The sequence below is a fragment of the Herbaspirillum chlorophenolicum genome, assembly GCF_001189955.1.
GTDB lineage: Bacteria > Pseudomonadota > Gammaproteobacteria > Burkholderiales > Burkholderiaceae_D > Herbaspirillum > Herbaspirillum chlorophenolicum.
Map to the genome: position 1 here is coordinate 25,421 of NZ_LFLT01000008.1, position 25,094 is coordinate 50,514.

Genomic DNA, 25,094 nt, shown 5'->3' on the forward strand with positions numbered 1-25,094 from the left:
ATCATCACAGGCTCCAGGCAGCATGACCGAATTCAAGAACACCGCGCACGAACTGAAGCTGTTCAGGCTGCGCCTGCTCGCCGTGAGCGTGCTGGTGCTGATCTGCTTCAGCTTGCTGCTGGCGCGGTTCCTGTGGCTGCAGGTGGTGCGCCATGACGCCTACGCCGCGCAAGCCGAGGAAAACCGCATCTCGGTGGTGCCCATCGTCCCTAACCGCGGCCTGATCATGGACCGCAACGGCGTGGTGCTGGCGCGCAACTACTCCGCCTACACGCTGGAAATCACCCCTTCCAAGATCAAGACCAACATCGACGACCTGATCGACGAGCTGGGGACGCTGGTGGAAATCCAGCAGCGCGACCGGCGCCGCTTCCGCCGCCTGCAGGAAGAATCCAGGAACTTCGAGAGCGTCCCCATCCGCACCCGCCTCACCGACGAGGAGGTCGCGAAATTCACCGCCCAGCGTTATCGTTTCCCCGGCGTGGAAGTGCAGGCGCGCCTGTTCCGCCAATATCCCTACGGCAAGACCGCGGCCCACGTGATCGGCTACATCGGCCGCATCAGCCAACGCGACGCCGAGCGCATCGCCGACTCCGACGACGAGGCCAATTACAACGGCACCGACTACATCGGCAAGGAAGGCCTGGAAAAGAGCTACGAGAGCCAGCTGCACGGCACCACCGGCTATGAGGAGGTCGAGATTTCGGCCAGCGGCCGCGCGGTGCGCTCGCTCTCGCGCACGCCCGCCACGCCCGGCAAGAACCTGATCCTGTCGATCGACATCGAGCTGCAAAAGGTAGTAGAAGAAGCCTTTGGCGACCAGAAGGGCGCGCTGGTGGCGATCAATCCGGCCACCGGCGACATCCTGGCCTATGTCTCGCAGCCGTCTTACGACCCCAATCTGTTCGTTGAAGGCATCGACCAGCAAAGCTGGGACGAACTCAACAAGTCACCCGACCGGCCGCTGCTGAACCGGCCGCTGTCAGGTACCTATTCGCCCGGTTCGACCTACAAGCCGTTCATGGCGCTGGCCGCGCTGGAGCTGGGCAAGCGCCGTCCGCAGGACTCCATCCGCGACCCCGGCTTCTTCATCCTCGGCAACCACCGCTTCCGCGATGACAAGGAAGGCGGCCACGGCGTGGTCGACATGTACCGCTCCATCGCGATCTCCTGCGATACCTATTACTACATGCTGGCCAACGACATGGGCGTGAACGCGATCCATGACTTCATGAAGCCCTTCGGTTTCGGCCAGATTACCGGCATCGACCTGGAGCACGAGCGGCGCGGCATCCTGCCTTCCACCGAGTGGAAGCGCAACGCCTTCCGCAAGCCCGAGCAGAAACGCTGGATCGCCGGCGACACCGTCTCGCTGGGCATCGGCCAGGGCTACAACAGCTTTACCCCGCTGCAACTGGCGCAGGCCACCTCGATCCTGGCCAACAATGGCGTGGTGATGAAGCCCCACCTGGTGAAGATCATCGAGGATGGCGTCACCCACGAGCGCACCGAGACCGTACCCAAGGAAAGCTATCGCATCCCGCTGAAGCAGGAGAACATCGACTTCATCAAGCGCGCGATGGTCGGCGTGGTCAAGGAAGGGACGGGCCGGGCGGCGTTCCAGGGCGCGCCCTACGATTCCGGCGGCAAGACCGGTACCGCGCAGGTGGTCAACATCGCCAAGAACCAGAAGTACGATTCCCGGAAGCTCTCGCGGATCTACCACGACAACGGCCTGTACATCGGCTTCGCCCCGGCGGATGCGCCGCGCATCGCGATTGCCGCGGTGGTCGAGAACGGCGGCTGGGGGGCCGGTGTGGCGGCGCCGCTGGTGCGCAAGGCGATGGATTATTTCATCCTGGGCAAGCGCCCCAACGAGCCGATCAAGTCGGTGGCGCCGGCCGATATCCCGGCCGACACGCCGGTCGAGGACAGCGCCAATACGCCCATCGTACAGCCCCAGCCCGATGTGCCGCAGGACTGACATGCGCATCGTTTATCATTCCCGTGCGCGCCGCCTTCATGCCGGCGCGGGGGCTGACATAGTGCACCACCCGCTCCAGGAGCCAACATGAGCCTGCAACGCCCTCCATTGTGGCAAATCATCAAGCCGCACCTGACGGTGTTCGACGGCGCGCTGTCGCTGATCGTGTTCCTGATCCTGTCGGTAGGCATCGTCACCCTGTACTCGGCCGGCATGAACTTCCCCGGCCGCGTGGAAGACCAGCTGCGCAACATCCTGATCGCCTTCATCGTCATGTGGGCCGCCGCCAACGTGTCGCCGCAGCTGTTGCTGCGGCTGGCGGTGCCGGTCTATACGATAGGGGTGACGCTGCTGATCGCGGTGGCGCTGTTCGGCATCATCAAGAAGGGTTCGCGCCGCTGGCTCAACATCGGCATGGTGGTGCAGCCCTCCGAAATCATGAAGATCGCCATGCCGCTGATGCTGGCGTGGTACTTCCAGAAGCGCGAAGGCATGCTGCGCTGGGATGCCTTCCTGGTGGCGGCCGTGCTGCTGCTGATCCCCGGCTTCCTGATCATCCGCCAGCCCGACCTGGGCACGGGCCTGCTGGTGCTGGCGGCCGGCTTCTACGTGATCTTTTTCGCCGGCCTGCCGTGGAAGATCCTGGTGAGCCTGGTGATTGCCGGCGCGGCCAGCCTGCCGGTGGTGTGGTCCTTCATGCACGATTACCAGCGCCAGCGCGTCATGATGCTGATCGACCCGACATCCGATCCGCTGGGCAAGGGTTTCCACATCATCCAGTCGACCATCGCCATCGGTTCCGGCGGGGTTACCGGCAAGGGCTGGCTGATGGGCACGCAGACCCACCTTGAATTCATTCCCGAGCGCACGACCGACTTCATCTTCTCTGTCTATTCGGAAGAGTTCGGCCTGATCGGCAACATTGTCCTGCTGGTGCTTTACCTGCTGCTGATCGGCCGCGGCCTGATGATCACCGCCAATGCGCCGACGCTGTTCACGCGCCTGCTGGGCGGCGCCATCACGATGATTTTCTTCACCTACGCCTTCGTCAACATGGGCATGGTGAGCGGCATCCTGCCGGTGGTCGGCGTGCCGCTGCCGTTCATGAGCTACGGCGGCACGGCGCTGGTGACGCTGGGTTTGGGGGCGGGCATCCTCATGAGCATCCAGCGCCACCGCAAGCTGGTGCAGACTTGAGCGTTATCCGCGGCATCCAGCGCAGCCGTTTTGTTGTCGGCATGGCAATCGAATCGGCATGCGGATGAACTTGCGGCACTGACGCGTTGTCAGCCATGCGGTAACGCACTCTGGTATCGTTGCGAAAAATTCCAGCCGGATACACGCTCTTAGGGATGGGAATGCAGACAATATCATTCAACTATCACAGTAAGGTTTTGCGCGCGGCGGCGCTGGCCCTGCCGGTTCTGCTGGCGGCCTGCAGCACCACACCGCCGCCGGCGCGCCAGACCGCCCAGGCGCCGACCAAGGCCAGCGGCGCTGCGCGCCCGTCCAACGTGCCGTCCTTGCCGGCCGCAGGTTCCGGTCGCGGCGGCTACTACAAGGATGACGGTCCGGGCGACCATATCCCGGACGGCCTGCTCGACGTAGCCGATGCCGAACCGCAAGTGGAGCCCGTTTCCAAGGCCGCCAGCCGGCCTTACGTCGTGTTCGGCAAGACCTACGTGCCGATCACCGATAGCCAGCCCTTCATCCAGCGCGGCATCGGCAGCTGGTACGGCAAGAAATTCCACAACCAGAAGACCTCTTCCGGCGAGCTGTACGACATGTACAAGATGACGGCCGCGCACCCGACGCTGCCGATCCCGTCCTATGCCCGCGTCACCAACCTGAAGACCGGCAAGCAGGTGATCGTGCGCATCAATGACCGCGGGCCGTTCCATTCCAGCCGCATCATCGACCTTTCTTATACCGCGGCATTGAAGCTGGGTTATCTCAGCTCTGGCAGCAGCGAGCTGGAAGTCGAGCGCATCCTGCCCGATGAGGCGCAGCGCATGGCCGATGCCCGCCGCAACGGCATTGTGCCGGCGCCGGTCAATGCCGCCGCCGAGAGCGGCGCCGGTGTCAGCACCGGTGCGGTCGCCGTCAATTCAGTCACGGCGCAGAGTTTGCCGCCGCAACCCACGGTGGCCGCAGTGCAGCCGATCAACGCCACCACCTCGACCTCCGCCAACGGCGCCGGCATGGCTGGCGGCGGCGGCATCATCAATGCGGTGGCCAGCGGTTCGTCGCCATCGCCGGCCATGCCGCAGGCGGTGCCGTTGACCGCCGGTTATTACCTGCAGTTCGGCGCCTATTCCCAAGAAACCAATGCCTTGCAGGCGCGCGACAAGCTGATGCCGAGCCTGTCGGGCATCATCGATAACCTGCAGGCAGTACAAGTGAACGGCCTGTACCGTCTCTACGCCGGCCCCTACGCGACCCGCCCGGATGCGCAGAACGCAGCGTTGATGGTGCGCCAGCGCAGTGTCGGCGCGCCGTTCGTGGTCGAACGCTGACGCCGCACCGGAGCAGGCACATGCATCCTTACCTTGCACTCGGCATCGCCATCGTTTCCGAAGTCATCGCCACTTCCGCGCTGCGCGCTTCCGATGGTTTCTCAAGGCTGTGGCCTTCGCTGGTCGTGGTGGCAGGCTACGGCCTGGCGTTCTTCTTCCTGTCCGTCACGCTCAAGTCGATTCCGGTCGGGATTGCCTATGCAATCTGGTCCGGGTTGGGGGTCGTGCTGATCTCGGTGGCGGCCTGGGTGCTGTTCGGCCAGAAGCTGGATCTGGCGGCGATCATTGGCATGGGGCTGATCGTGGCGGGCGTGCTGGTGCTGAACCTGTTCTCGAAGTCCTCGGCGCACTAGCTCGTATCAAGGCTGGCTGCCGTATGCGTCAGCCAGCCTCGTTTTTCAGTTCCAGCGCGCGCTCATACAGCGCGTTTTTTTTCTGGCCTGTAATCTGCGCGGTGAGCGCGGCAGCTTGCTTGACCGGCAACTCTTCCAGCAGGATGCGCAGGATGCGCTCGGCATCGGCCTGATCGCCATCCGATGGCGGCGCACCTTGAATCAACACGACAAACTCGCCGCGCTGGCGGTTGGCATCTTCTTCCAGCCACGCCGGCGCATCGCCGAGCGGGCAGCGGTGGATGCTTTCGAACAGCTTGGTCAGTTCGCGCGCCAGCACGATCTGGCGTTGCGGCCCGAACACCTGCAGCATGGCTTGCACGGTGTCGACGATACGGTGCGGCGCTTCGTAAAATACCAATGCCGCCTGCATCGAGGCCAGTTCCTGCAATGCGGTCTCGCGCTGGCGTGCCTTGGATGGCAGGAAACCGACAAAATGGAAGCGCTGGTCGTCCAGTCCGGATGCCGACAGCGCCGCCACCGCCGCCGATGCGCCCGGCAGCGGCACCACCTGCAAGCCGGCCGCACGTACCGCGTCGACCACGCGTGCGCCGGGATCGGAAACAGCCGGCGTGCCGGCATCCGACACCAGCGCGATGCGTTCGCCCTGGCGCAGGCGTTCGACGATCTTCACGGCGGCTTCGCGCTCGTTGTGCTCGTGGGTTGCCATCAGTTGCTTGGACAGGCCGTAGCGCTGCAGCAGCTGGTTGGTGTTGCGGGTATCCTCGCACGCCACTGCATCGGCGATGGCCAGCACGTGCAGCGCGCGCAGGGTAATGTCGCAGGCATTCCCGATGGGCGTGGCCAGCACATATAATGCCGACACCGGATAGTTTTGCTGTGCGGCATCCGACAGGATGGAAGCGGCTGCGCTCGGGTTCTGGTTCATTGGAGGAGGCGGGATGTTCACTGGATTCAAAAAAATGGCCGCGCTGGCGGGGTTGGCCGGCGGCCTGGGCGGATTATGGATGCCGGTTTGGGCGGCATCCCCGACAGCCGACAGTGTACCCCTGCTGGCACAGGCTGAGGCGAGCTCGCAGCAGGTTCCATCCGCCGATCCGGCCGCACCCCAGTCAGGACCCGCTGCATTCCCGGCATCCGTCCCGGTGCGCATGGCCTTATTGCTGCCCAATCGCGGCGGCATGTTTGGCGCCGCCGCCGATGCCGTGCGTACGGGCTTCCTGGCGGCCTATGCGCGCCAGAAGGAAAACATCCAGTTGTCCGTCATCGAGACCGGCGACTCGGTGTCGGACATGCAGCGCGCCTATGACGATGCTTCAACCAGATTCGATATCCTCGTCGGACCACTCTCGCGTAGCGCCGTGACCTCGGTTGCCCAGAGCGGACATGTCATCAAGCCGACCATCGCACTGGCCCAGCCTGACTTGCCCGGCGAAGCCGAACCGCAATTGCCGCCGATGATGCTCACCGTCGGCTTGTCCATCGACGATGAGGCGCGCCAGGTGGCCAACTGGGTCGAGAAGGAAAAAGCGCCCGGCAAGATCTTTGCGGTTTCCACCGCGGTGACGTGGCAAAAACGCGCCGCCCGTTCCTTCCTGATCCGCGCGCGCCAGCTTGGGCTGCAGGTCGAGACCCTGGAGCTGAGTACGCCCGGCAACGTCCTCAGCGCGCCCGGCCTGGCCCAGCTGGCCAAGCGCATCGAGCAGGAAAAGCCGGCACTGGTCTTCGCCGCGCTTGACGCGAGCCAGACCGTGCAACTGCGCAGCGCGGTGGGCGCCGAACTGCCGCTTTATGGCACCTCGCAGATCAATCCCTTTACGCTCAACCGCGACAATCAAAACGACAAGATGCCGGAGCTGGATGGCGTCAAGCTGATCGATCTTCCCTGGCAATTGCAGCCCGACAACATTGCGGTCGCGCGCTATCCGCGGCCGACCGGCAATGAAAACGACCGGCCCAATCCCGATTTGGCGCGCCTGTATGCGCTGGGTATCGATGCCTACCGCATCGCTTATGAAATCGCCCAGCAGCGTTCCGGTTTCGACCTCGATGGCGTCACCGGACGTCTCAACGTCAACATGATCAGGGGCGGCGCCACCTACTTCCAGCGCCAGGAGACCCAGGCGATCTTCCAGGACGGTCTGCCGGTGCCGACCGCCGACCAGTATTGAGGGAACCCGCATGGGCATGTTCGACGGCTGGCGCCGTCCTGCAGGAGGCGCCCAACCGGACCGGCCGGATTCACGCACCGGCCGCCAGCGCACCGGCGACGCGGCCGAGGATGCGGCGCTGGCCTATTTGCGCCGCCACGGCCTGGAGTTGATCGAACGCAATTTCCGTTGCAAGGGCGGTGAGATCGACCTGGTCATGCGCGACGGCGCCGGACTGGTCTTCATCGAAGTACGGGCCCGCGCCAGCCGCTCGCACGGCGGCGCCGCCGCCAGCATCACACCCGCCAAACAGCGCCGCCTGATCGTGGCCGCCCAATTGTTCCTGCAGCGCTATGCCTCGCCGCCGCCATGCCGTTTCGACGTGGTGAGTTTCGATGGCGAGGATGTGGAATGGCTGCGTAATGCCATCGAGGAATAATGCGCAAGCCGAAGCGGCTCGCCTTTGATGGTTTCGCTGTCGTCCGGGACCTGACAGGCCTAGCCGCGGTGTGCCTTTGCGTGCCGTTTTTGCGGTATCCGGCCGCATCTGGCGGTATCATATGGGCCCGGACATCGAGAAACTTTTCTTTACGATTTGTGCCGGCTTGGCGCCGCGCAACTCAACTATAATCGCAAGCACTATGACAAATCCCCGCATCCTTGCCCACTTCCAGGAAAGCGCCGACCTGAAGATGAAGGCAGCCAATGTATTGGCGCAACCGATCGAACAGGCGATTGAACTTATGTTTACCGCGCTGTCGAATGGCAACAAGATTCTTGCCTGCGGCAACGGCGGATCCGCTGCCGATTGCCAGCATTTCGCGGCCGAACTGGTCGGACGTTTCGAACGTGAACGCCTGCCGTTGCCGGCCATGGCGCTGACCACCGACACGTCCATCCTGACCGCGGTCGGCAACGATTACAGCTACCAGGAAATTTTCTCGAAGCAAGTCCAGGCCTTCGGCCAGGCGGGCGACATCTTGCTGGCGTTTTCCACCTCGGGCAATTCGGGCAATGTCCTGGCCGCCATCGAAGTGGCCCACGAGCGCGACATGCGCGTCATTGCCCTGACCGGCAAGGGCGGCGGCACTATCGGCAAGACCTTGAACGACACCGATGTCCACATCTGTGTGCCGCATGACCGTACCGCGCGCATCCAGGAAGTCCATCTGGTGACTTTGCACTGCATTTGCGACGGTATCGACGTCGCGCTTTTTGGAGATGATGCGAATGAGTGATTCACGATCGTTGTTTGTCCGGATGCGCCGCCCGCTGGCGGCAGTGGCGCTGGGCGGCATGCTGGCCCTGAGCCTGCAAGGCTGCTTCGCGGTGTTTGCCGGCGGTGCGCTGGCCACCACCTTTGCTGCCACCGACCGCCGTACGCTGGGGGCGCAGACCGAAGACAAATCGATCGTGGTCAAGGGAGAGACTCGTATTCCCGACGTGGTGGCCGCCGGCTCGCACGTCAACGTGACGGCCTTCAACCGCAAGGTGCTGCTCAGCGGCGAAGTGCCTGATGAAGCATCCAAGGTTGCCGCCGAGCGCGAAGCCAAGGCCATCTCCAACGTCGACACCGTGTTCAACGAACTGGAAGTCGGTCCGGCATCCGGCTTCGGATCGCGCTCCAGCGACGCGCTCATCACCAGCAAGGTCCTGGCCAGCCTGGTGGATGACAAGACGCTGTATTCCAGCGCCTTCAAGGTCACCACCGAGCGTGGCATCGTGTACATGATGGGCCGCGTGACTCCGCGTGAAGGCCAGCTCGCCGCCAAGATCGCCAGCGGCGTCTCCGGTGTGCAGAAGGTCGTGACGCTGTACGAGTACATCACGGAAGAAGAATTGCAGGATTACCAGCGCAAGCCGGCTAGTGAAAACAAGTCTCCCGCCTGAGTCGGTTCCGGCTATTTGTTGATGCAAGTCAAAACCGCCGGATAAACCGGCGGTTTTCACGTCCGGGCCGCCTCCCGCAGGAATCGGCCGGCGCGATTATAATGGTCGGGTTTTCCTTCCCCTTTCTCTTTTTCGACGCGCGGCGCATGTTGTCGCCGCGATATTGCCGTCCAGGCAACGTCGCCGGGGAAAATCCGTCATCGGAGCAAGCTCATGCCAGCACAAGCAACAGCGTCACGCAACAGCCTTTGGATCAAGATCGCAGGCCTGGCCGTGGTCGCGGCCATTGCCGCCTTCGCCTATTTCAAGGTGAATGCCGGCAACGCAGCGCCTGACGTCACCTTTACCCGGCTCGATGGCCAGCAGGTTGCGTTGAAAGACCTGCGCGGCAAGGTCGTGATGGTCAACTTCTGGGCCACCAGTTGCACCACCTGCATCGGCGAGATGCCGCAGATGATCGAGACCTACAACAAATTCAAAGACAAGGGTTTGGACTTTGTCGCCGTGGCAATGAGCTACGATCCGCCGAACTATGTCCTGAACTACACCGAGACCCGCAAGCTTCCTTTCCAGGTTGCGCTGGATACGCAAGACAAGCTGGCCCAGGCCTTTGGCGACGTCAAGCTGACCCCGACTACTTTCGTCATCGGCAAGGATGGCAACATCATCAAGCGCTATGTCGGTGAACCGCAATTCTCCGAGCTGCACCAACTGCTGGAGAAGGCACTGGCCAAGGCTTGAGCCTGGGCTTGCTCCCATCCTGAAAAAAACGCCGGCAATTGCCGGCGTTTTTTATTGTTGCGATCCACCACACTCCGGTTTTATCGCAAGGGTGGAAATCAATGCGGCGGCAAGGCCGGTGTGCCACCTTCCAGGCGAAATACGCTCACTGCTTCAGACAGCGCGGTTGCCTGGTCCTGCATGGCCTTGGCGGCCGCTGCCGCTTGCTCCACCAGCGCGGCATTCTGCTGCGTGGCCTCGTCGATATGCGTGATAGCCAGGTTGACCTGTTCGATGCCGTCGCTTTGCTCCTGGCTGGCCGAAGTGATTTCGCGCACGATGTCGGTCACGCGCGCCACGCTGGCGACCACTTCGCTCATGGTGTTGCCGGCCTGCTCAACCAGGCGGCTGCCGTCATCCACCTGTTGCACCGAATCGTCGATCAACTGCTTGATTTCCTTGGCCGCCGCTGCGGCGCGTTGCGCCAGTGTGCGCACTTCCGATGCGACGACCGCAAAGCCGCGTCCTTGCTCCCCTGCGCGCGCTGCTTCCACTGCGGCATTCAGGGCCAGGATATTGGTCTGGAAGGCAATGCCGTCGATCACGCTGATGATGTCGGCAATCTTTTGCGATGACGCGTGGATCGAGCCCATGGTCGCCACCACGCGGCCCACCACATCGCCGCCCTGTTGCGCGACTTCCGACGCCGACGCCGCCAGCTGGTTGGCCTGGCGCGCGTTGTCGGCGTTCTGCTTGACGGTGGAAGTGAGTTCTTCCATGGCCGAAGCAGTTTCTTCCAGCGAGCCGGCCTGCTGTTCGGTGCGCGCCGACAGGTCCATGTTGCCGCTGGCGATCTCGCGCGAGGCGGTATTGATGGTTTCGGTACCCACGCGAACGCGGCCGACGATATCGAGCAGGTTGTTGTTCATGGTGCGCAGCGCCGCCAGCAGCTTGCCGGTCTCGTCGTGCGCATCGCTGGCGATATGGGAGGTGAGGTCGCCCGCGGCCACGGTCTGCGCGATGCTGACCGCCTGGTTCAGCGGCCGCGTGATGCTTTGCGTGAGCAGCCAGGCCAGCGCCGCACCCAGTACCAGTTCGATCAATCCCAGCCCCAGCAGCAGATTGCGGCCGGAACGGTAGTTGTTGTTGATCTCGGCGGCAGCTTCATCGATCAGCTGTTTCTGGAACTCCGCGTAGCGCAGCACGCTGTTGGCATAAGCATCCATCATCTTGACCAGTTCGCCGTCGGTCATGGCGCGCGCGCGTTCGGTGTCGCCTGCCGCCTTCATGTCGAAGATGCGCTGGCGCGTATCGCGGTAGGCGACGCGCAGTTTGCCGACTTCATCGAAAAGGCGTTTCTCGTCGGCGCTGACGATGGCCGACTCGACGCGCTTTTGCAGTTTGCTGATGTTGTTCGATTCGGTATCGATCTGGGCCTGGAAGAATTTTTGGAAAGCGGCATCCTCGCTTTTCATCACCGCAAAAGTACGCACGCCATTGGTCTTGATCGCTGCATGCCATTGCTCGGCATCGCGCTCCTTCTTCAGGGCAACGCTGACCATGTCCGCGGTTGCGTCACCGATGTTCTCCAGGCGCCACACCGCGATCCCCACCATCACCGCCATGAGCATCAGCAATGAAATGAAGCCGATGGCCAGACGTACGCCTATCTTGAGGTTTTTCATTCCTGTCTCCCTTGTGTTGCGACCCTTGTTCTTGTTGCTTGGAGTGGGTCGATGATGACGTCGGCACGGACTGTGCCGTACCAATCCAGCGTAACACAGGCATATGCCTGTGCGGCTGCAGCAAATGCAGGCGGCATGTGCCTGCGATGATGTCCGGCAATAACCGGGCCCGGAAGGAAGGGCGGCGATTGCCTCAGCGCGTGCGCGGCTGCGCCGCCGACCCGCGAGGCAGCAGCACGCACAGCGCCGCGCAAAAGATCAGCGCAAAGCCGGCCAGGTCGGAAGAGGTGGGGCGATCGCCCAGCAGTAGCACCGCGCCGGTGACGCCCACCACCGGCACCAGCAGCGTACCCAGGGCAGCGACGCCGGCCGGCATGCGCGCCACGATCGAGAACCAGATGATATGGGCCAGCGCCATGCCAAACAGGATGTGATAGCCCAGCGCCAGCATCACCTCGCCGCGCATCGCATGCCACGCCGGAAAATACGGTGCGCTTTCGAAACTGAACAGGCCCGTCAGCGCCACCAGCGCACCGGTCAGCAATTGCCAGCCGGCCATGGCCAGCGGCGCCGACGAAAGCCGCGCCCACTTGGTATAGACCGTACCGGCCGCCCATGACAACGCCGCACCCAGCGCCAGCAGCACCCCATGCGGAAGGCCGCCGCCGGCCAGCGGCCACAGCAGGGTCAGCAAGCCGCCAGCGCCCAGCAGCAAACCGCTGCTGCGCATTGCATCGAGCCGTTCTCCCAGCGCGAAGCGTGCGAACAGCGTGGCCCACAGCGGCATCGAATAAGTGATGATGGCCACCCGCGAAGTGGCCGCGCCCAGTTGCGCGAAGGTCAGCAGGATATTGAACAGCGCCACATTGAGCAGTCCCGCCACCACGATGTGCAAGCGCTCGCGTCCGGAGCGGATCGCCAGCGGGTGTCCGCGCAGCAGCCCCAGCGCGAACACCGTGCAGGCCGCCGCGCCCAGGCCGATGCTGCGCAGCGCCCAGGGCGACGCGCCCGTCAGCGATACTTTTACCGCCGGCCAGTTCAGGCCCCACAAGATGCCCAGCAGCACCAGCAACGCTCTGGATTGGCCGTGGCTGGCCGGTGCGGCGCCGTTCATGATGGTGGTCTCCTTGGAACCTGTTTATTGTGGCCGCAGCCGTTGGCGGCTGCGGCATGGTGCTTTACCAGGTGATGTCGGTATCGAGCGGATAGACCGGCCGGCGCACCTTCTTGATCGGGAACAGCTTGAAGTTGGCGCTGGTCGGGCCGCCGCTGTCCGAGTCGCATTCCACCAGGCCGCGGCTGATCGGCACGAACACCGGGCGGCAGTACATGCGCGACTTCAGGATCAGGAAGGACTGCGCCACCGGGTCCAGCCCGAAGCTGGTAAACACGCCCAGGTCGTAGGGTTCGACGCGTTCTTCCGTCACCACGATTTTCGCCGCGCCGATATCGAACAGCACGCTGCGGCCCATCTGTATCGTCGAGCCGGTATAGATCGGCCCGGTCACGGTGAACTTGCCGTCGGTGATGGCCGCCACCTTGCCGGTCAGCACCGGCGGCACCTTGGTGATGCCTTGCTGGAGCAGCGGCACCTTGTTGCCCACGGCCAGCGTGATGGTGGCGCCCACACCGGCTTCCACCATATGCGCCACCGCTTCCGGATCGCTGATCGGGCCCACCGCGATGCCCTCCAGGCCGGCCGCCAGCGCCGCTTCCAGGACATCCATGGTGTTGCAGGTGCCGCCCGACATCACATTGTCGCTATGGTCCAGAAGCAGCACCGGACCGCTGCCTGCGCCCTGGCTGCGTTCTTTCGCCTGCGCCAGCGATTGCATCAACGGCAGGCTGTCGTAGACGAAGTCGTCGCGTTCGGCCCACATCTGGCGGGCAATCTCTTCCGCCACGGCGTCGGCCAGGGCGCGGTCGTTCTCGGCGACCACCACCACCGACATCCCGGCATCGCGGAAGTCGGACAGCGGGAACCCCGCCAGCACCGACACCGCCAGCACGCCATCCCGTTTCTCGGCCTCCTTGGCCGCCTCCACCGCGCGTTGCATGGCCGATGCCGACGTGTTGCTGGTCAGCGTGGCCGACAGCAGCGGCAGCTGGCGCCAGCCGACCACGGGCCGGGATTTTTCATTGAGCAGGTCGACCAGCAGGCGGCCGGCATGCTCGCCGGTCTCGACCATGTCGATATGCGGATAGGTCTTGAAGCTGACGATGACGTCGGCGTGGTCCACCATTTTCTGTGTGACGTTGCCGTGCAGGTCCAGCGCTACCGCCATCGGCGTCTTGGGGGCAATCTTGCGGATGCGTTCGAGCAAGGCGCCTTCGCCGTCATCGGCGTTCTCGGCCACCATGGCGCCGTGCAGGTCGAGCATGATGGCGTCGCAGCCCTGCTCGATGGCGCGCACGATGCCGTCGCACATCACGGTGTAGGCATCGGCCGCAACGGCTGCGCTGGGATTGGCCCAGGCCGCCAGCGGCGTGACGATCTCGGCGCCGAGTTGTTCGGCGATGTCGAGGAACGCACCCATCGCGGTGCGCGCGCCTTTCTGGTCCTGATAAGCCGCCTCGTCCCACTGCGGGGAGAAGGCTTCAAGCGGGGTGGGAATCGGCGAGAACGTGTTGGTCTCGTGATTCATGCGGGCGATGACGATCTTGGGTTTCATTGCAGTCCTTATTCGGTGACTATGCCGGCGCTGGCCAGCATGGCCTGCAGCAGCACGTTGCAGCCGGCTTCCAGGTGTTCCGGCTTGGCGTCTTCAATCTCGTTGTGGGATACGCCGTCCTTGCACGGCACGAAGATCATTCCGGCCGGCGCCAGGCGCGCGGCGTAGATGGCGTCATGGCCGGCGCCGGAGACCACATCCATCGTCTTGTAGCCCAGGCCGCTGGCAGCATCGCGTACATTACCCACGCAATCCGGATGGAAGGGGCAGGGCGGGAAATAGGACACGCGCTCCAGATCGATCTTCAGTCCGGTCTTCCGGCGCGTCGCTTCGATATAGGCCAGCAGGTCATTGTGCATCTTGTTGAGCAGTTCGTCGCTGACGTTGCGCAGGTCGACCGAGAACTTCACCTGGCCCGGGATCACGTTGCGGCTGTTGGGTATCACCTGCACCGAACCTACCGTGCCGCGGCCATACGGTGGATAGCGGTTGGCGATGGCCACTACCTCCTGCATGATGTACGTGGAGACCTGCAGCGCATCCTTGCGAATCTCCATCGGCGTCGGACCGGCGTGCGATTCGAAACCGGTCACCGTGCAGTCGTACCACGACAGGCCCAGCACCGCCGGCACCACGCCGATCACGGTGTCGGCGTTTTCCAGCACCGGCCCCTGCTCGATGTGCGCCTCGTAGTAGGCGCCGATCGGATGGTCGCCGCACTTCTGCTCGCCGATGTAGCCGATGCGCGCCAGTTCATCCTTCACCTTCTTGCCGTCGACATCGGTGGCGTTGTACGCATGCTCCAGCGTGAAGGCGCCGCAGAACACGCCCGAACCCATCATCACCGGCACGAAGCGCGAACCTTCCTCGTTGGTCCATACCGCCACCTCGATCGGCGCCTCGGTCACGATCTTGTGCTGGTTCAGTGTGCGGATTACTTCGATGCCGGACAGCACGCCGTAATTGCCGTCGAACTTGCCGCCGGTCGGTTGGGTGTCGATGTGCGAGCCGGTCATCACCGGCGGCAGGGCGTTGTTGCGGCCGGGGCGGCGCATGAAGATGTTGCCGATCTGGTCGACCACCACACTCATGCCTTCGGCCTTGGCCCAGGATGTGACGAGGTCGCGTCCCTGCTTGTCGAGGTCGGTCAGCGCCAGCCGGCATACGCCGCCTTTGGCGGTGCCGCCGATCCGGCCCAGTTCCATCAGCGAATCCCATAGGCGCTTGCCATCGATGCGTAATGCGGCGGCCTTGGGATTGGGTTTGCTTTTCATATCCATGAATGACTCCTTGAATTCGTTTTGACTTTAGGCCGCCAGGTTCACACCCAGGTAACGATCCTTGACGCCGTCGTCGGCCAGGAACTCGGCATTGCTGCCGCTGTAGGCGATGCGTCCCTGTTCGACGATGTAATGGCGGTCAGCCAGTTGCGTACACACTTCCAGGTTCTGTTCCACCAGGATGATGGACATCCCGGTGGCCTTGATCAGCTTGATCTGCGCCACGATCTCGTCGACGATCACCGGCGCCAGGCCTTCCACCGGTTCATCCAGCATCAGCACCTTGGGATGCGTCATCAGCGCGCGTGCGATCGCCAGCATCTGCTGCTCGCCGCCGGAGAGCTGGCCGCCGCCGTTCTTGCGGCGCTCCTTCAGGCGGGGGAAGATCTTGTAGACGTCTTCCAGCCCCCAGGCCGATTCCTTGCGCGCCGCCATCTTGAGGTTTTCCTCGACGGTCAGCAGCTTGAAGATGCCGCGGTGCTCCGGCACCAGGCACACGCCGCGCGCGGCGATCTTGTAGGCCGGCAAGCCGCTGACCTGCTTGCCCTCGAACAGCACGCGTCCCTGCGCCGGCGGCACCACGCCGACGATGCTTTTGAGCGTGGTGGTCTTGCCGGCGCCGTTGCGCCCCAGCAGCGTCACTACCTCGCCGGCATCCACCTGCAGCGACACACCCTGCAGGATGTGGCTCTTGCCGTAGTAGCCATGTACGTCTTCCACTTGCAGGATCATGCTTTGCCTCCGGTAATCATGCTGCCCAGATAGGCGCGGCGCACGCGCTCGTCGCTGCGGATCTCGTCGGGTTTGCCCTGCGCCAGGATCTGCCCCAGCTGCATCACCGTGATGCGGTCGGAAATGTCCATCACGATATCCATGTTGTGCTCGATCAGCACCACGGTGTAATCGTCGCGCAGGCTGTGGATCAGCCGCTTCATCTCGGCGATGTCGTCGATGCCCATGCCCGAGGTCGGCTCGTCGAGGAAGATCACCTTGGGCTGGCCGGCCATCGCCATGCCCACTTCCAGCCGGCGCTGCTGGCCGTGCGACAGTTCCGCCGAAACGCGCCGCGCCACGCCTTGCAGCGACAAGCGCGCGATCAGTTTGTCGGCCAGCTCGCAGGCCGCATGCATCTGCTCGGCGCGCTTCCACGGATTCAGCGCCGCCAGCGGATGGCAGCCCTGCGCGGCCAGCCGCAGGTTTTCCCATACCGTCAGGTTGGGGAACAGGCTGGTGACCTGGAACGAACGCGTCAACCCTTTCCTGACCCGCTTGTAGCCGGGCAGGTGCGCCACTTCCTCGCCTTCGACGCGGATGCTGCCTTCGGTGATCGGCGTGGTTCCGGTCAGTGTGTGGAACAGCGTGGTCTTGCCGGCGCCGTTGGGGCCGATCACCGAATGCACGGTGCCCGGCATGATGTCCAGCGTGATGCTGTTGACTGCGGTGAACTTGCCGTAGCGCTTGGTGACGTTAACCGCTTGCAGGATGGGCGCGCTCATGAATGCTTCTCCTTGACGGCCACCTCGACAGCACTATCGCGCCTGGCGGGGCGCACCGCGTTAATCAGTTTCATCGCCAGGCCGAACAGTCCCTTCTGCATGTACAGGCTGACTGCGATCAGCAGGAAGCCCAGCAGCATCAGCCAGCGCGGCCACAAGGTGGAGAGCCAGTTGCCGGCCAGTACGTAGAACGAGGCGCCCAGCACCGAAGCGAACAGGTTGCCGGTGCCGCCGATGACGGTCATGATCAGGATCGACTCGCTGGTGTGGTACTCGATGTTGGACAGCGGCGCCACGCCGGTCATCATCGCGTGCAGGCCGCCGGCCAGGCCCGTCACCGCGCCCGAGATGACGAAGGCTGCGAGCTTGAGCAGGCGGATGTCGTAGCCCACCGCCGAAGCGCGCGCCTCGTTGTCGCGCACCGCCAGCAAGGTGCGGCCCAATACCGAATCGACCACCCGCTGCAGCAGCCAGAACACCAGCACGAACAGGATCGCCACCACCGTGTAGTACTGCCACGAGGAGGTGGTCGGCAGCAGCGTCTGGCCGAACAGGGCGAGCGGTGGGCGAGGGATGTCGAGCAGGCCGTTGTCGCCGCCGGTGACATCCTTCATCGTGTAGGCGAGGAAGTAGAACATCTGGGCGAAGGCCAGCGTCAGCATCACGAAGTAGGTGCCGCGCTGGCGGATCGAGAACCAGCCCACCAGCAGCGCCGCCATCGCGCCGCCCAGCGCCGCCATGGCCAGCGTCGCCAATAGCGGCGCTTTCAGCTGCAGCAGCACCACGCCGGCGGTATAGCTGCCCACACCGAAGAAGATGCCCTGGCCGAACGACATCAGGCCGGTATAACCCAGCAGCAAGTTGCAGCCGAGCGCTGCCAGCGCGAACACCAGCACTTCGGTGGCCAGCGTGCCCGAACTCAGGCACAGCGGCAGCAGCAGTGCAACGGCGGCGGCCAGCAGGGTATAGCGGAAATGCGCAAGTTGTTTCATCAGCCTTCCTTTCACGCCGCGCCGGGCCGGCCGAGCAGGCCATTGGGCCGCAGCAGCATGACCGCCGCCATGGCGACATAGATCATCAGGTGTGCACCCTCGGACCACACCGTGCTCATCACGCTTTGCACGATGCCGACCAGGATGCCGCCGATCAGCGCTCCCCAGAAACTGCCCAGGCCGCCAATCACCACCACCACGAAGGCAATGCCCAGCGCCTCCACTCCCATGAACGGGTCGGCGCCGCGGATCGGCGCGGCGAGCGCCCCGGCCAGACCGGCGGTAGCCGCACCCAGCGCGAACACCAGGCTGAAGATGCGGTTGATGTTCAGGCCCAGCAGCGACACCATCTCGGTCGATTCGCTGCCGGCGCGCACGATCGAACCCAGGCGCGTGCCTTCCAGCACCCACCACAAGAGGATGGCCATGACCGCGGTGACGGCAATCACGAACAGGCGGTACTTGGGATAGACGAAGCCGCCGGCCATCACCACGCCCTGCAATATGTCGGGCGGCGAGACGTTGTTGCCCAGCGGCCCCCAATACGAAATCACGGCTTCCTGCAGCACCAGCGCAAGACCTACCGTGAACAGGATATGGAAGTGATGCGGCAGTGCATACACATGCCGCAGCACGAAGCGCTCCACGATCCAGGCGAACAGGCCCACCACCAGCGGCGCCACCAGCAGCGACCACCAGAAGCCGATGCCCATGTCGGTGATCTGGAAGCACAGGTAGGCGCCCAGCAGGAAGAAGGCCCCGTGCGAGAAATTGACGAAGCGCAGCAGGCCGAACACGATGGACAGCCCTACCGCCAGCAGGAAGTAGAGCATGCCGATGCCTATGCCGTTGGCGATCTGCAGCAGATAGATATTCATGAGACCTCGATACGGAAATGCTTTGGTTCGCAGATGGCGGCCGCATGAAGAACGGCCGCCATCGCGATCACTTAACAGCCGGCGCCGACGGCGGTCACAGCTTGCATTGCGTCTTGTCCAGCGGCAGGAACGATTTGCCCGACGAGACGATGTCCGCATAGTCGTTCTTGTTGGCCATCTTCGACTTTGCCTTGCCCTTGAGCAGATAGTAGTTCTTGATGACCTGGTGGTCGCCCTTGCGGATTTCCTCGGTGCCGGTCAGGCCTTCGTACTTCATGCCTTCCATCGCCGCGATGACCGCCTTGGGATCGGTGCTGTTGGCCTTGATGATGGCGTCCAGCATGATCTTGGTGCAGATGTAGGAACCGGCCAGGCTGTAGTTCGGGTCGATCTTCAGGTTGTCGTTGACCAGCCTGACGAACTCCTTGTTGAACGGCGAGTCGATCGCGTGCCAGTACTGCGCGCCGAAGTAGACGCCGTCGCAGATGTCGGCGCCCAGCGTCTCGAACTGCTCCAGGCCCGAAGCCCAGGCCATCAGGATCGTACAGTTGTTCTTCATGCCGAAGCTGACCGCCTGGCGCAGCGTGTCCGACGATTGCGAACCGAAGTTCAGCAGCAGCAGCACATCCGGCTTGGCCGCCATCGCATTGGTCAGGTAGCCGGAGAATTCCTTCTCGGTCAGCGAGTGGTAGCTGTTGCCGACGTGCTCGATGCCCTTTTCCTTGAAGATGTTCTTGGCCGCCGTCAGCAGGCCGTCGCCGAATACGTATTGCGGCGTGATGGTGTACCAGCGCTTGGCATTGGGCAGCTTTTCCAGCAGCGGGCGCACGGTCTGCTCGATGGCGCCGAAGGTCGGCACCGACCAGCGGAAGGTGGAGCGGTTGCAGTCGCTGCCGGTGATTTCGTCGGCGCCTGCGGTGGTGATGAAGATACCGCCGGCCTTGTCGGCTTCCTTGCCCATGGCCAGCGCTTCACCGGAGAGGATGCCGCCGGCGAAGAAGCGCGTGCCCTTCTCGATGGTCTCCTGCATCTTGCGCACGGCGGTGGCCGGCTTGCCTTCGGTGTCGAGCGTGACGTAGCTGGTGTTCTTGCCGAGCACCTTGCCGTATTTCTGCAGCACCAGTTTCATGCCCATGTCGGCGAACTTGCCGTTGGCGGCGAAGGGGCCCGACATCGGCACCGGACAGCCGAAGGAAATCGCATCGGCTTGCGCGAAGACATCGTTGAAAGTAAGCGCGCCCGGCGCGGCAAGTGCGGACAGCTTCAGAAAATCGCGACGACTGATCATATTCACATCTCCCTCAGGATAAAAAACTCACAGGTGACATCCACGAAACTTCAACGATTTTTAACGCAAATTCCATGCCCAGCAAGAATGAAAATTCGAATGAAACGAGACGCCGCGCAAGGGCGGGACGAACGTATTCCTCCGTCTGGAAAACGCGGATAAGAAAGGTCGAACGGGCATGACATGATGCGAACGATCATGGCGGGCTCCTCCTGGCCGTGAAATGCGTTGTCTCTGTTTCGATGCTGCCATCCGTTATTCATGCCCTGCCGTATGTTCAGCAGTGGCGATGCGGATTTTCTTGTTTGCCGGAGAGGTTCATCTCCATCACGATTGTCGTCTTTTCCCTCCCTTTGTGCGCTTAATATTTTTCATCGATATTGCGGTGCATTTTGTGTTGCCGCCATCGCTTGCCTGCACCAACAACCGGCAGTTCCCGCGGCGTGGAAAAACAAAAAAACGGCATGAAGAATTCATGCCGTTTTCATTTTCGCTTTCTTATTTCATTTGCGGGAACGCAAACTCGGCGCCTGCGCTTGCGGTATTCGGCCAGCGCTGCATGACCGCCTTCGAACGTGTATAGAAACGCACACCTTCGGGGCCGTACATGTGATGGTCGCCAAACAAGCTGCGCTTCCATCCGCCGAAACTGGAGAACGCCATCGGCACCGGCAGCGGCACGTTCACGCCGACCATGCCGACTTCGATCTGGCGCACGAACTCGCGCGCCACGCCGCCATCGCGCGTGTACACCGCCACGCCGTTGCCGTATTCGTGCGCGTTGATCAGTTCCACCGCGCTGGCGATATCGGGCGCGCGCAACACGCACAGCACCGGGCCGAAGATCTCTTCCTTGTAGATGGTCATCTCGGGCGTGACGTGGTCGAACAGCGTGCCGCCGACGAAGAAGCCCTTCTCGAAACCGGCTACCTTGTGGCCGCGGCCGTCGACCACCAGCTTGGCGCCTTCTTCCACGCCGCGGCCGATCAGGCCTTCGATGCGTTCCTTCGCCGCCGCAGTGACCACCGGACCCATTTCGGCGCCGGGGGCCATGCCTTCGTTGATCTTCAGGCTGCGCGCGCGTTCGGCCAATGCATTGACCAGCTTGTCGCCGGCCGCGCCGACGGCTACTGCCACCGAGATCGCCATACAGCGTTCGCCTGCCGAACCGAAGGCCGCGCCCATCAGCGCGTCGACCGCCAGTTCCATGTCGGCGTCGGGCATGACCACCATGTGGTTCTTGGCGCCGCCCAGGGCTTGCACGCGCTTGCCTTTTGCACTGCCGCGCGCATAGATGTATTCGGCGATGGGGGTCGAGCCGACGAAGCTGATGGCCTTGACCTGCGGGTGATCGAGCAGCGCATCGACGGTGACCTTGTCGCCCTGCACGACGTTGAACACGCCGTCCGGCAAACCGGCTTCCTGCAGCAATTCGGCGATCAGCAGCGCCGCCGACGGATCGCGCTCGGAGGGCTTGAGGATGAAGCTGTTGCCGCAGGCAATCGCGATCGGGAACATCCACATCGGCACCATCGCCGGGAAGTTGAACGGCGTGATGCCGGCCACCACGCCCAGCGGCTGGCGCATCGACCAGGCGTCGATGCCGCGCGCGATCTGGTCGGTGTATTCGCCCTTGAGCATTTGCGGGATGCCGGCGGCGAACTCGACGATCTCGATGCCGCGCGCGACTTCGCCTTGTGCGTCGGAGAAGGTCTTGCCGTGTTCGCGCACGATGATGCGTGCGAAGTCGTCGGCGCGCTGCTGGATCAGGTGCAGGAAGCGGAACAGCACGCGCGCGCGGGTCAGCGGTGGCGTGTTGGACCAGGCGCCGAAGGCGGCGGCACCGGACTTGACGGCAGCGTCGACTTCATCGGCCGTGCCCAGCGCGACTTGCGCTACCGGCACGCCCAGCGCCGGGTTGAACACATCGGCGTAGCGGCCGCTGGTGGTGTCGACGCGCTTGCCGCCGATGTAGTGGGTGATCTTTTCCATTGTTGCCCGTTGCTCCGTTATTTGTGATCAGGCCAGCGTCTTGAGGATCGCGGCCAGCTTGCCGAACAGCTCGTCAATTTGCTGCTTGTTGATGACCAGCGGCGGCGACAGCGCGATGATGTCGCCGGTCACGCGGATCAGGATGCCGTCGTTGAAGGCGCGCACGAAGGCGTCGTAGGCGCGCGCACCCACCTTGCCCGGAATCGATGCCAGCTCGATGCCGGCGATCAGGCCGATGGTGCGCACGTCGATCACGTGCGGCAGGCCGCGCAGCGCGTGTGCGGCGTCCTGGAAGTAGTCAGATACTGCCTTGGCGTTTTCCAGCACCCCTTCCTGTTCGAACACGTCCAGCGAAGCCAGGCCGGCGGCGCAGGCCAATGGGTGGCCGGAATAGGTGTAGCCGTGGAACAGTTCGATGCCGTCGGGGCCGCTCATGAAAGCGTCGTGGATCTCCGGTTTGACGAACACCGCGCCCATCGGCACTACGCCGTTGGTCAGGCCCTTGGCGGTGGTGAAGATGTCCGGATCGACGTCGAAGTAATCGGAGGCGAACGGCGTGGTCAGGCGGCCGAAGCCGGTGATCACTTCATCGAAGATCAGCAGGATGCCGTGCTTGGTGCACAGCTCGCGCAGGCGCTTCAGGTAGCCCTTGGGCGGCACCAGCACGCCGGTCGAGCCGGCCACCGGCTCGACGATCACGGCGGCGATGTTTGAGGCGTCGTGCAGCGCGACCAGGCGCTCCAGCTCGTCGGCCAGGTGGGCGCCGTATTCCGGCTCGCCCTTGGTGAAGGCGTTCTTTTCCAGGTTATGGGTGTGCGGTAGGTGGTCAACGCCTTGCAGCAGCGCGGTGCTGAAGGTCTTGCGGTTGCCGCCGATGCCGCCCACCGACATGCCGCCGAAACCCACGCCGTGGTAACCGCGTTCGCGGCCGATCATGCGGGTACGGGTGCCGTTGCCGCGTGCACGGTGGTAGGCCAGCGCGATCTTGATCGCGGTGTCGACCGCTTCCGAACCGGAGCCGGTGTAGAACACGTTGGCGAAGCGGTTGCCGGTGTACGCCTTGAGGCGCTCGGCCAGTGCGAAGGCGCTCGGATGGCCGAGCTGGAAGGAGGGCGCGTAGTCCAGCGTTGCCACCGACTTCTGCACGGCCGACACGATCTTGGGATGGGCGTGGCCCAGCGGCACGCACCACAGGCCGGCGGTACCGTCGAGGATGGCGTTGCCGGCGTCGTCGCGGTAGTACATGCCTTCGGCCGAGACCAGCATGCGCGGGCTGGCCTTGAAGTTGCGGTTGGCGGTGAAGGGCATCCAGTAGGCCGACAGGCCGGATTTCTGTTCGGAAGTAGTCATGGGGCGCACCGTGGCAGGGTGAGAGTTGACGAAGTTGAGAATGGCTTGATTATTGCCAGACACTCGCAGTATTGTTAGCTACACTTTTCAATTTGATCTGAGACTGTATTGTTTGTTTGAGTGAACTGTATTGATTCATTTGACGGGAATGCCAACGTACGGATCGTCGAACCGTATCGTCGGCAAATGTCGAATAGTGACGATTTCAGCCATTCATGGCGGATAGAAGGACGGATCAGGCCACGGTAGGCCGGATCTGCTGGAAGCAATACACTTTTTTGAAAAACTCAAACACTCGAGTTGGGCGACCAATGAAGTCGCCCGGCAACACGCCGAAAGGATGCATATGGCCAAGCTTCAGCGCGAGCCGCTGCAACTGGATTTGCAAAGGAATACCGCCGCCCGGCTGGTGGAGCAGGTGGCCGATGGGTTGGCGCTGCTGATCGAGCGCGGCGAGCTGCGCTCCGGCGAGCGCCTGCCATCGGTGCGGCAACTGGCCGAGAGCCACGGCATCGGCGCTTCCACCGTGGTCGAGGCCTATGAGCAGTTGGTGGCGCGCGGCATGCTGCTGGCGCGGCGCGGTGCGGGTTTCTTCGTCGCCGCGCGCGCCGGGCAGTCCGGTGCGCGCGCGGTGTTCATGCCGCATGAGCCGGTGATCGATTCGGCCTGGCTGCTGTCGGAAATGTTCGCCGACGAGCGCGTGCCGATCAAGGCCGGCTGCGGCTGGTTGCCTGGCAAATGGCTGAACGACGAGGGCCTGCACCAGGCCGAGCGCCGCATCATCCGTTCGCCCGGCGCGCAGCAGGTCGGCTACGGCCATCCTTTCGGCTATGCGCCGCTGCGCCAGCTGATCGCGCAGTTCCTCGGCCATTGGTCGCTCGATGTCGCTATCGACCAGGTGCTGACCACGCACGGCGCGACGCAGGGGCTGGATCTGGTGATCCGCACCATGACCCAGCCCGGCGATACCGTGATGATCGACGACCCCGGCTACTGCAACCTGATCGCCATGCTGCGCCTGGCCGGACTGAACGTGATCGGCGTGTCGCGCACGCCCGGCGGCGTCGACACCGACATGCTGGAGACGCTGGCGCGCGCGCACCAGCCCAAGATGTTCTTCACCACCAGCGTGCTGCAGAACCCGACCGGCACGTCCTACACGCCGGCCTGCGCCATGCGCGTGCTGCAGGCGGCCGAGCGGCATGGCTTCTGGGTGGTGGAAGACGACATCTTCCGCGAACTGGGGCAGGCCACCGATCCCATGCTGGCCGCATTGGATGGCCTGCAGCGGGTGATCTACGTGGGCAGCTATTCCAAGACCATCGCGCCGTCGCTGCGCGTGGGCTACGTCGCCTGCCAGCGCGAGCTGGCGCGCCAGATCGTGCATACCAAGATGGTGCTCACGCTCACCAATTCCGAGATCAACGAACGCCTGGTGCACAACGTGCTGACCGAAGGCCATCATCGGCGCCATGTGCAGACGCTCAACGCCACACTGTTGAATGCCCAGTCCACGCTCAACGCCAAGCTGGCGGACGCGGGCCTGGCACCGTTCACCGCCGCCCGCGGCGGCATGTTCACCTGGGCCACGCTGGAAGGCAGCGGCCTGCCGGCGCGCGAGATCGCCGACCGCGCGCGGCAGAAAGGCATCTGGCTGGCGCCGGGCGATTTCTTCCACCTGGGGGCGCCGGAGAAGGCCAGCTTCCGTTTCAATGTGGGTTATGCGGACGTGCCTGAGCTGTTCGATTTCTTCCGCTCGCTGTAGTGGGGAAGTTACTTACACTTCTTCACGCAGGCGTCATGGCAGGACAGTAAAATGGCCGTTCCACATTCGCGAGGAACGCCACG

22 protein-coding genes are annotated in these 25,094 nt (G+C 63.5%); 10 read left to right on the forward strand and 12 right to left on the reverse strand.

Annotated elements, in window-relative coordinates:
- Window positions 1-22: 22 nt before the first annotated feature.
- The 4 genes from mrdA (at window position 23) to AKL28_RS07255 (ending at window position 4,853) form a co-directional block, all read left to right on the forward strand.
- Window positions 23-1,984, forward strand: a complete 1,962-nt coding sequence (gene mrdA / locus AKL28_RS07240; RefSeq protein ID WP_050467442.1) for a penicillin-binding protein 2 — start codon at window positions 23-25, stop codon at window positions 1,982-1,984.
- A gap of 87 nt (window positions 1,985-2,071) precedes the next feature.
- The gene (gene rodA, locus AKL28_RS07245) at window positions 2,072-3,181 is read left to right on the forward strand and encodes a rod shape-determining protein RodA (RefSeq protein WP_050467443.1); all 1,110 of its coding nucleotides are present in this window, start codon (window positions 2,072-2,074) and stop codon (window positions 3,179-3,181) included.
- A 161-nt stretch (window positions 3,182-3,342) separates the two neighbouring features.
- Window positions 3,343-4,500, forward strand: coding sequence for a septal ring lytic transglycosylase RlpA family protein (locus AKL28_RS07250; protein WP_156226257.1), 1,158 nt, complete (start codon window positions 3,343-3,345; stop codon window positions 4,498-4,500).
- 20 nt (window positions 4,501-4,520) lie between these two features.
- The gene (locus AKL28_RS07255) at window positions 4,521-4,853 is read left to right on the forward strand and encodes an SMR family transporter (RefSeq protein WP_050467445.1); all 333 of its coding nucleotides are present in this window, start codon (window positions 4,521-4,523) and stop codon (window positions 4,851-4,853) included.
- A 28-nt stretch (window positions 4,854-4,881) separates the two neighbouring features.
- Here the strand turns inward: AKL28_RS07255 and rsmI are convergent, their stop codons facing one another.
- Entirely contained in the window at window positions 4,882-5,781 is a 900-nt protein-coding gene (gene rsmI, locus AKL28_RS07260; protein WP_050467446.1) for a 16S rRNA (cytidine(1402)-2'-O)-methyltransferase, read from the reverse strand.
- 13 nt (window positions 5,782-5,794) lie between these two features.
- Here rsmI and AKL28_RS07265 point away from each other — a divergent pair, with 13 nt between their 5' ends.
- The 5 genes from AKL28_RS07265 (at window position 5,795) to AKL28_RS07285 (ending at window position 9,634) form a co-directional block, all read left to right on the forward strand.
- A complete protein-coding gene (locus tag AKL28_RS07265) occupies window positions 5,795-7,024 on the forward strand; it encodes a penicillin-binding protein activator (RefSeq protein WP_050467447.1) in 1,230 nt (409 codons plus the stop codon).
- A gap of 16 nt (window positions 7,025-7,040) precedes the next feature.
- The gene (locus AKL28_RS07270) at window positions 7,041-7,442 is read left to right on the forward strand and encodes a YraN family protein (protein WP_050467547.1); all 402 of its coding nucleotides are present in this window, start codon (window positions 7,041-7,043) and stop codon (window positions 7,440-7,442) included.
- A gap of 202 nt (window positions 7,443-7,644) precedes the next feature.
- The gene (locus tag AKL28_RS07275) at window positions 7,645-8,241 is read left to right on the forward strand and encodes a phosphoheptose isomerase (protein WP_050467448.1); all 597 of its coding nucleotides are present in this window, start codon (window positions 7,645-7,647) and stop codon (window positions 8,239-8,241) included.
- Window positions 8,234-8,893 carry a BON domain-containing protein gene (locus AKL28_RS07280; RefSeq protein WP_050467449.1) on the forward strand — a complete coding sequence of 220 codons (660 nt, stop codon included), beginning with the start codon at window positions 8,234-8,236 and terminating at the stop codon, window positions 8,891-8,893. Before AKL28_RS07275 ends, AKL28_RS07280 begins: the two co-directional genes overlap by 8 nt.
- 213 nt (window positions 8,894-9,106) lie before the next feature.
- Complete coding sequence (locus tag AKL28_RS07285) at window positions 9,107-9,634, forward strand: peroxiredoxin family protein (protein WP_050467450.1); 528 nt, start codon at window positions 9,107-9,109, stop codon at window positions 9,632-9,634.
- A 98-nt stretch (window positions 9,635-9,732) separates the two neighbouring features.
- Here AKL28_RS07285 and AKL28_RS07290 read toward each other — a convergent pair whose 3' ends face one another.
- From AKL28_RS07290 to aptA, 11 genes are all read right to left on the reverse strand, one after another.
- Window positions 9,733-11,298 carry a methyl-accepting chemotaxis protein gene (locus AKL28_RS07290; RefSeq protein ID WP_050467451.1) on the reverse strand — a complete coding sequence of 522 codons (1,566 nt, stop codon included), beginning with the start codon at window positions 11,296-11,298 and terminating at the stop codon, window positions 9,733-9,735.
- 193 nt (window positions 11,299-11,491) lie between these two features.
- Window positions 11,492-12,412: a DMT family transporter gene (locus AKL28_RS07295; RefSeq protein ID WP_050467453.1), complete on the reverse strand. Its 921-nt coding sequence runs from the start codon at window positions 12,410-12,412 to the stop codon at window positions 11,492-11,494.
- 64 nt (window positions 12,413-12,476) lie between these two features.
- A complete protein-coding gene (locus AKL28_RS07300; protein WP_050467454.1) occupies window positions 12,477-13,970 on the reverse strand; it encodes a M81 family metallopeptidase in 1,494 nt (497 codons plus the stop codon).
- Between the two features lie 8 nt (window positions 13,971-13,978).
- Complete coding sequence (locus AKL28_RS07305; RefSeq protein WP_050467456.1) at window positions 13,979-15,250, reverse strand: Zn-dependent hydrolase; 1,272 nt, start codon at window positions 15,248-15,250, stop codon at window positions 13,979-13,981.
- 27 nt (window positions 15,251-15,277) lie between these two features.
- Window positions 15,278-15,982: an ABC transporter ATP-binding protein gene (locus AKL28_RS07310; RefSeq protein WP_050467457.1), complete on the reverse strand. Its 705-nt coding sequence runs from the start codon at window positions 15,980-15,982 to the stop codon at window positions 15,278-15,280.
- The gene (locus tag AKL28_RS07315; RefSeq protein ID WP_050467458.1) at window positions 15,979-16,746 is read right to left on the reverse strand and encodes an ABC transporter ATP-binding protein; all 768 of its coding nucleotides are present in this window, start codon (window positions 16,744-16,746) and stop codon (window positions 15,979-15,981) included. Before AKL28_RS07315 ends, AKL28_RS07310 begins: the two co-directional genes overlap by 4 nt.
- The gene (locus AKL28_RS07320) at window positions 16,743-17,738 is read right to left on the reverse strand and encodes a branched-chain amino acid ABC transporter permease (protein ID WP_050467459.1); all 996 of its coding nucleotides are present in this window, start codon (window positions 17,736-17,738) and stop codon (window positions 16,743-16,745) included. The genes AKL28_RS07315 and AKL28_RS07320 overlap by 4 nt, the downstream gene beginning before the upstream one ends.
- A gap of 11 nt (window positions 17,739-17,749) precedes the next feature.
- Entirely contained in the window at window positions 17,750-18,616 is an 867-nt protein-coding gene (locus tag AKL28_RS07325; RefSeq protein WP_050467460.1) for a branched-chain amino acid ABC transporter permease, read from the reverse strand.
- A gap of 94 nt (window positions 18,617-18,710) precedes the next feature.
- Complete coding sequence (locus tag AKL28_RS07330; RefSeq protein WP_082221401.1) at window positions 18,711-19,904, reverse strand: ABC transporter substrate-binding protein; 1,194 nt, start codon at window positions 19,902-19,904, stop codon at window positions 18,711-18,713.
- Window positions 19,905-20,402: 498 nt separating this feature from the next.
- Entirely contained in the window at window positions 20,403-21,896 is a 1,494-nt protein-coding gene (locus tag AKL28_RS07335; RefSeq protein WP_050467461.1) for a CoA-acylating methylmalonate-semialdehyde dehydrogenase, read from the reverse strand.
- Between the two features lie 27 nt (window positions 21,897-21,923).
- Complete coding sequence (gene aptA / locus AKL28_RS07340) at window positions 21,924-23,246, reverse strand: omega-aminotransferase AptA (RefSeq protein ID WP_050467462.1); 1,323 nt, start codon at window positions 23,244-23,246, stop codon at window positions 21,924-21,926.
- Between the two features lie 346 nt (window positions 23,247-23,592).
- On the opposite strand from aptA, the gene AKL28_RS07345 reads away from it, so the two are divergent.
- On the forward strand, window positions 23,593-25,011 hold the full coding sequence (locus AKL28_RS07345; protein ID WP_050467463.1) for an aminotransferase-like domain-containing protein: 1,419 nt from the start codon (window positions 23,593-23,595) through the stop codon (window positions 25,009-25,011).
- The last annotated feature ends 83 nt before the right edge of the window (window positions 25,012-25,094 follow it).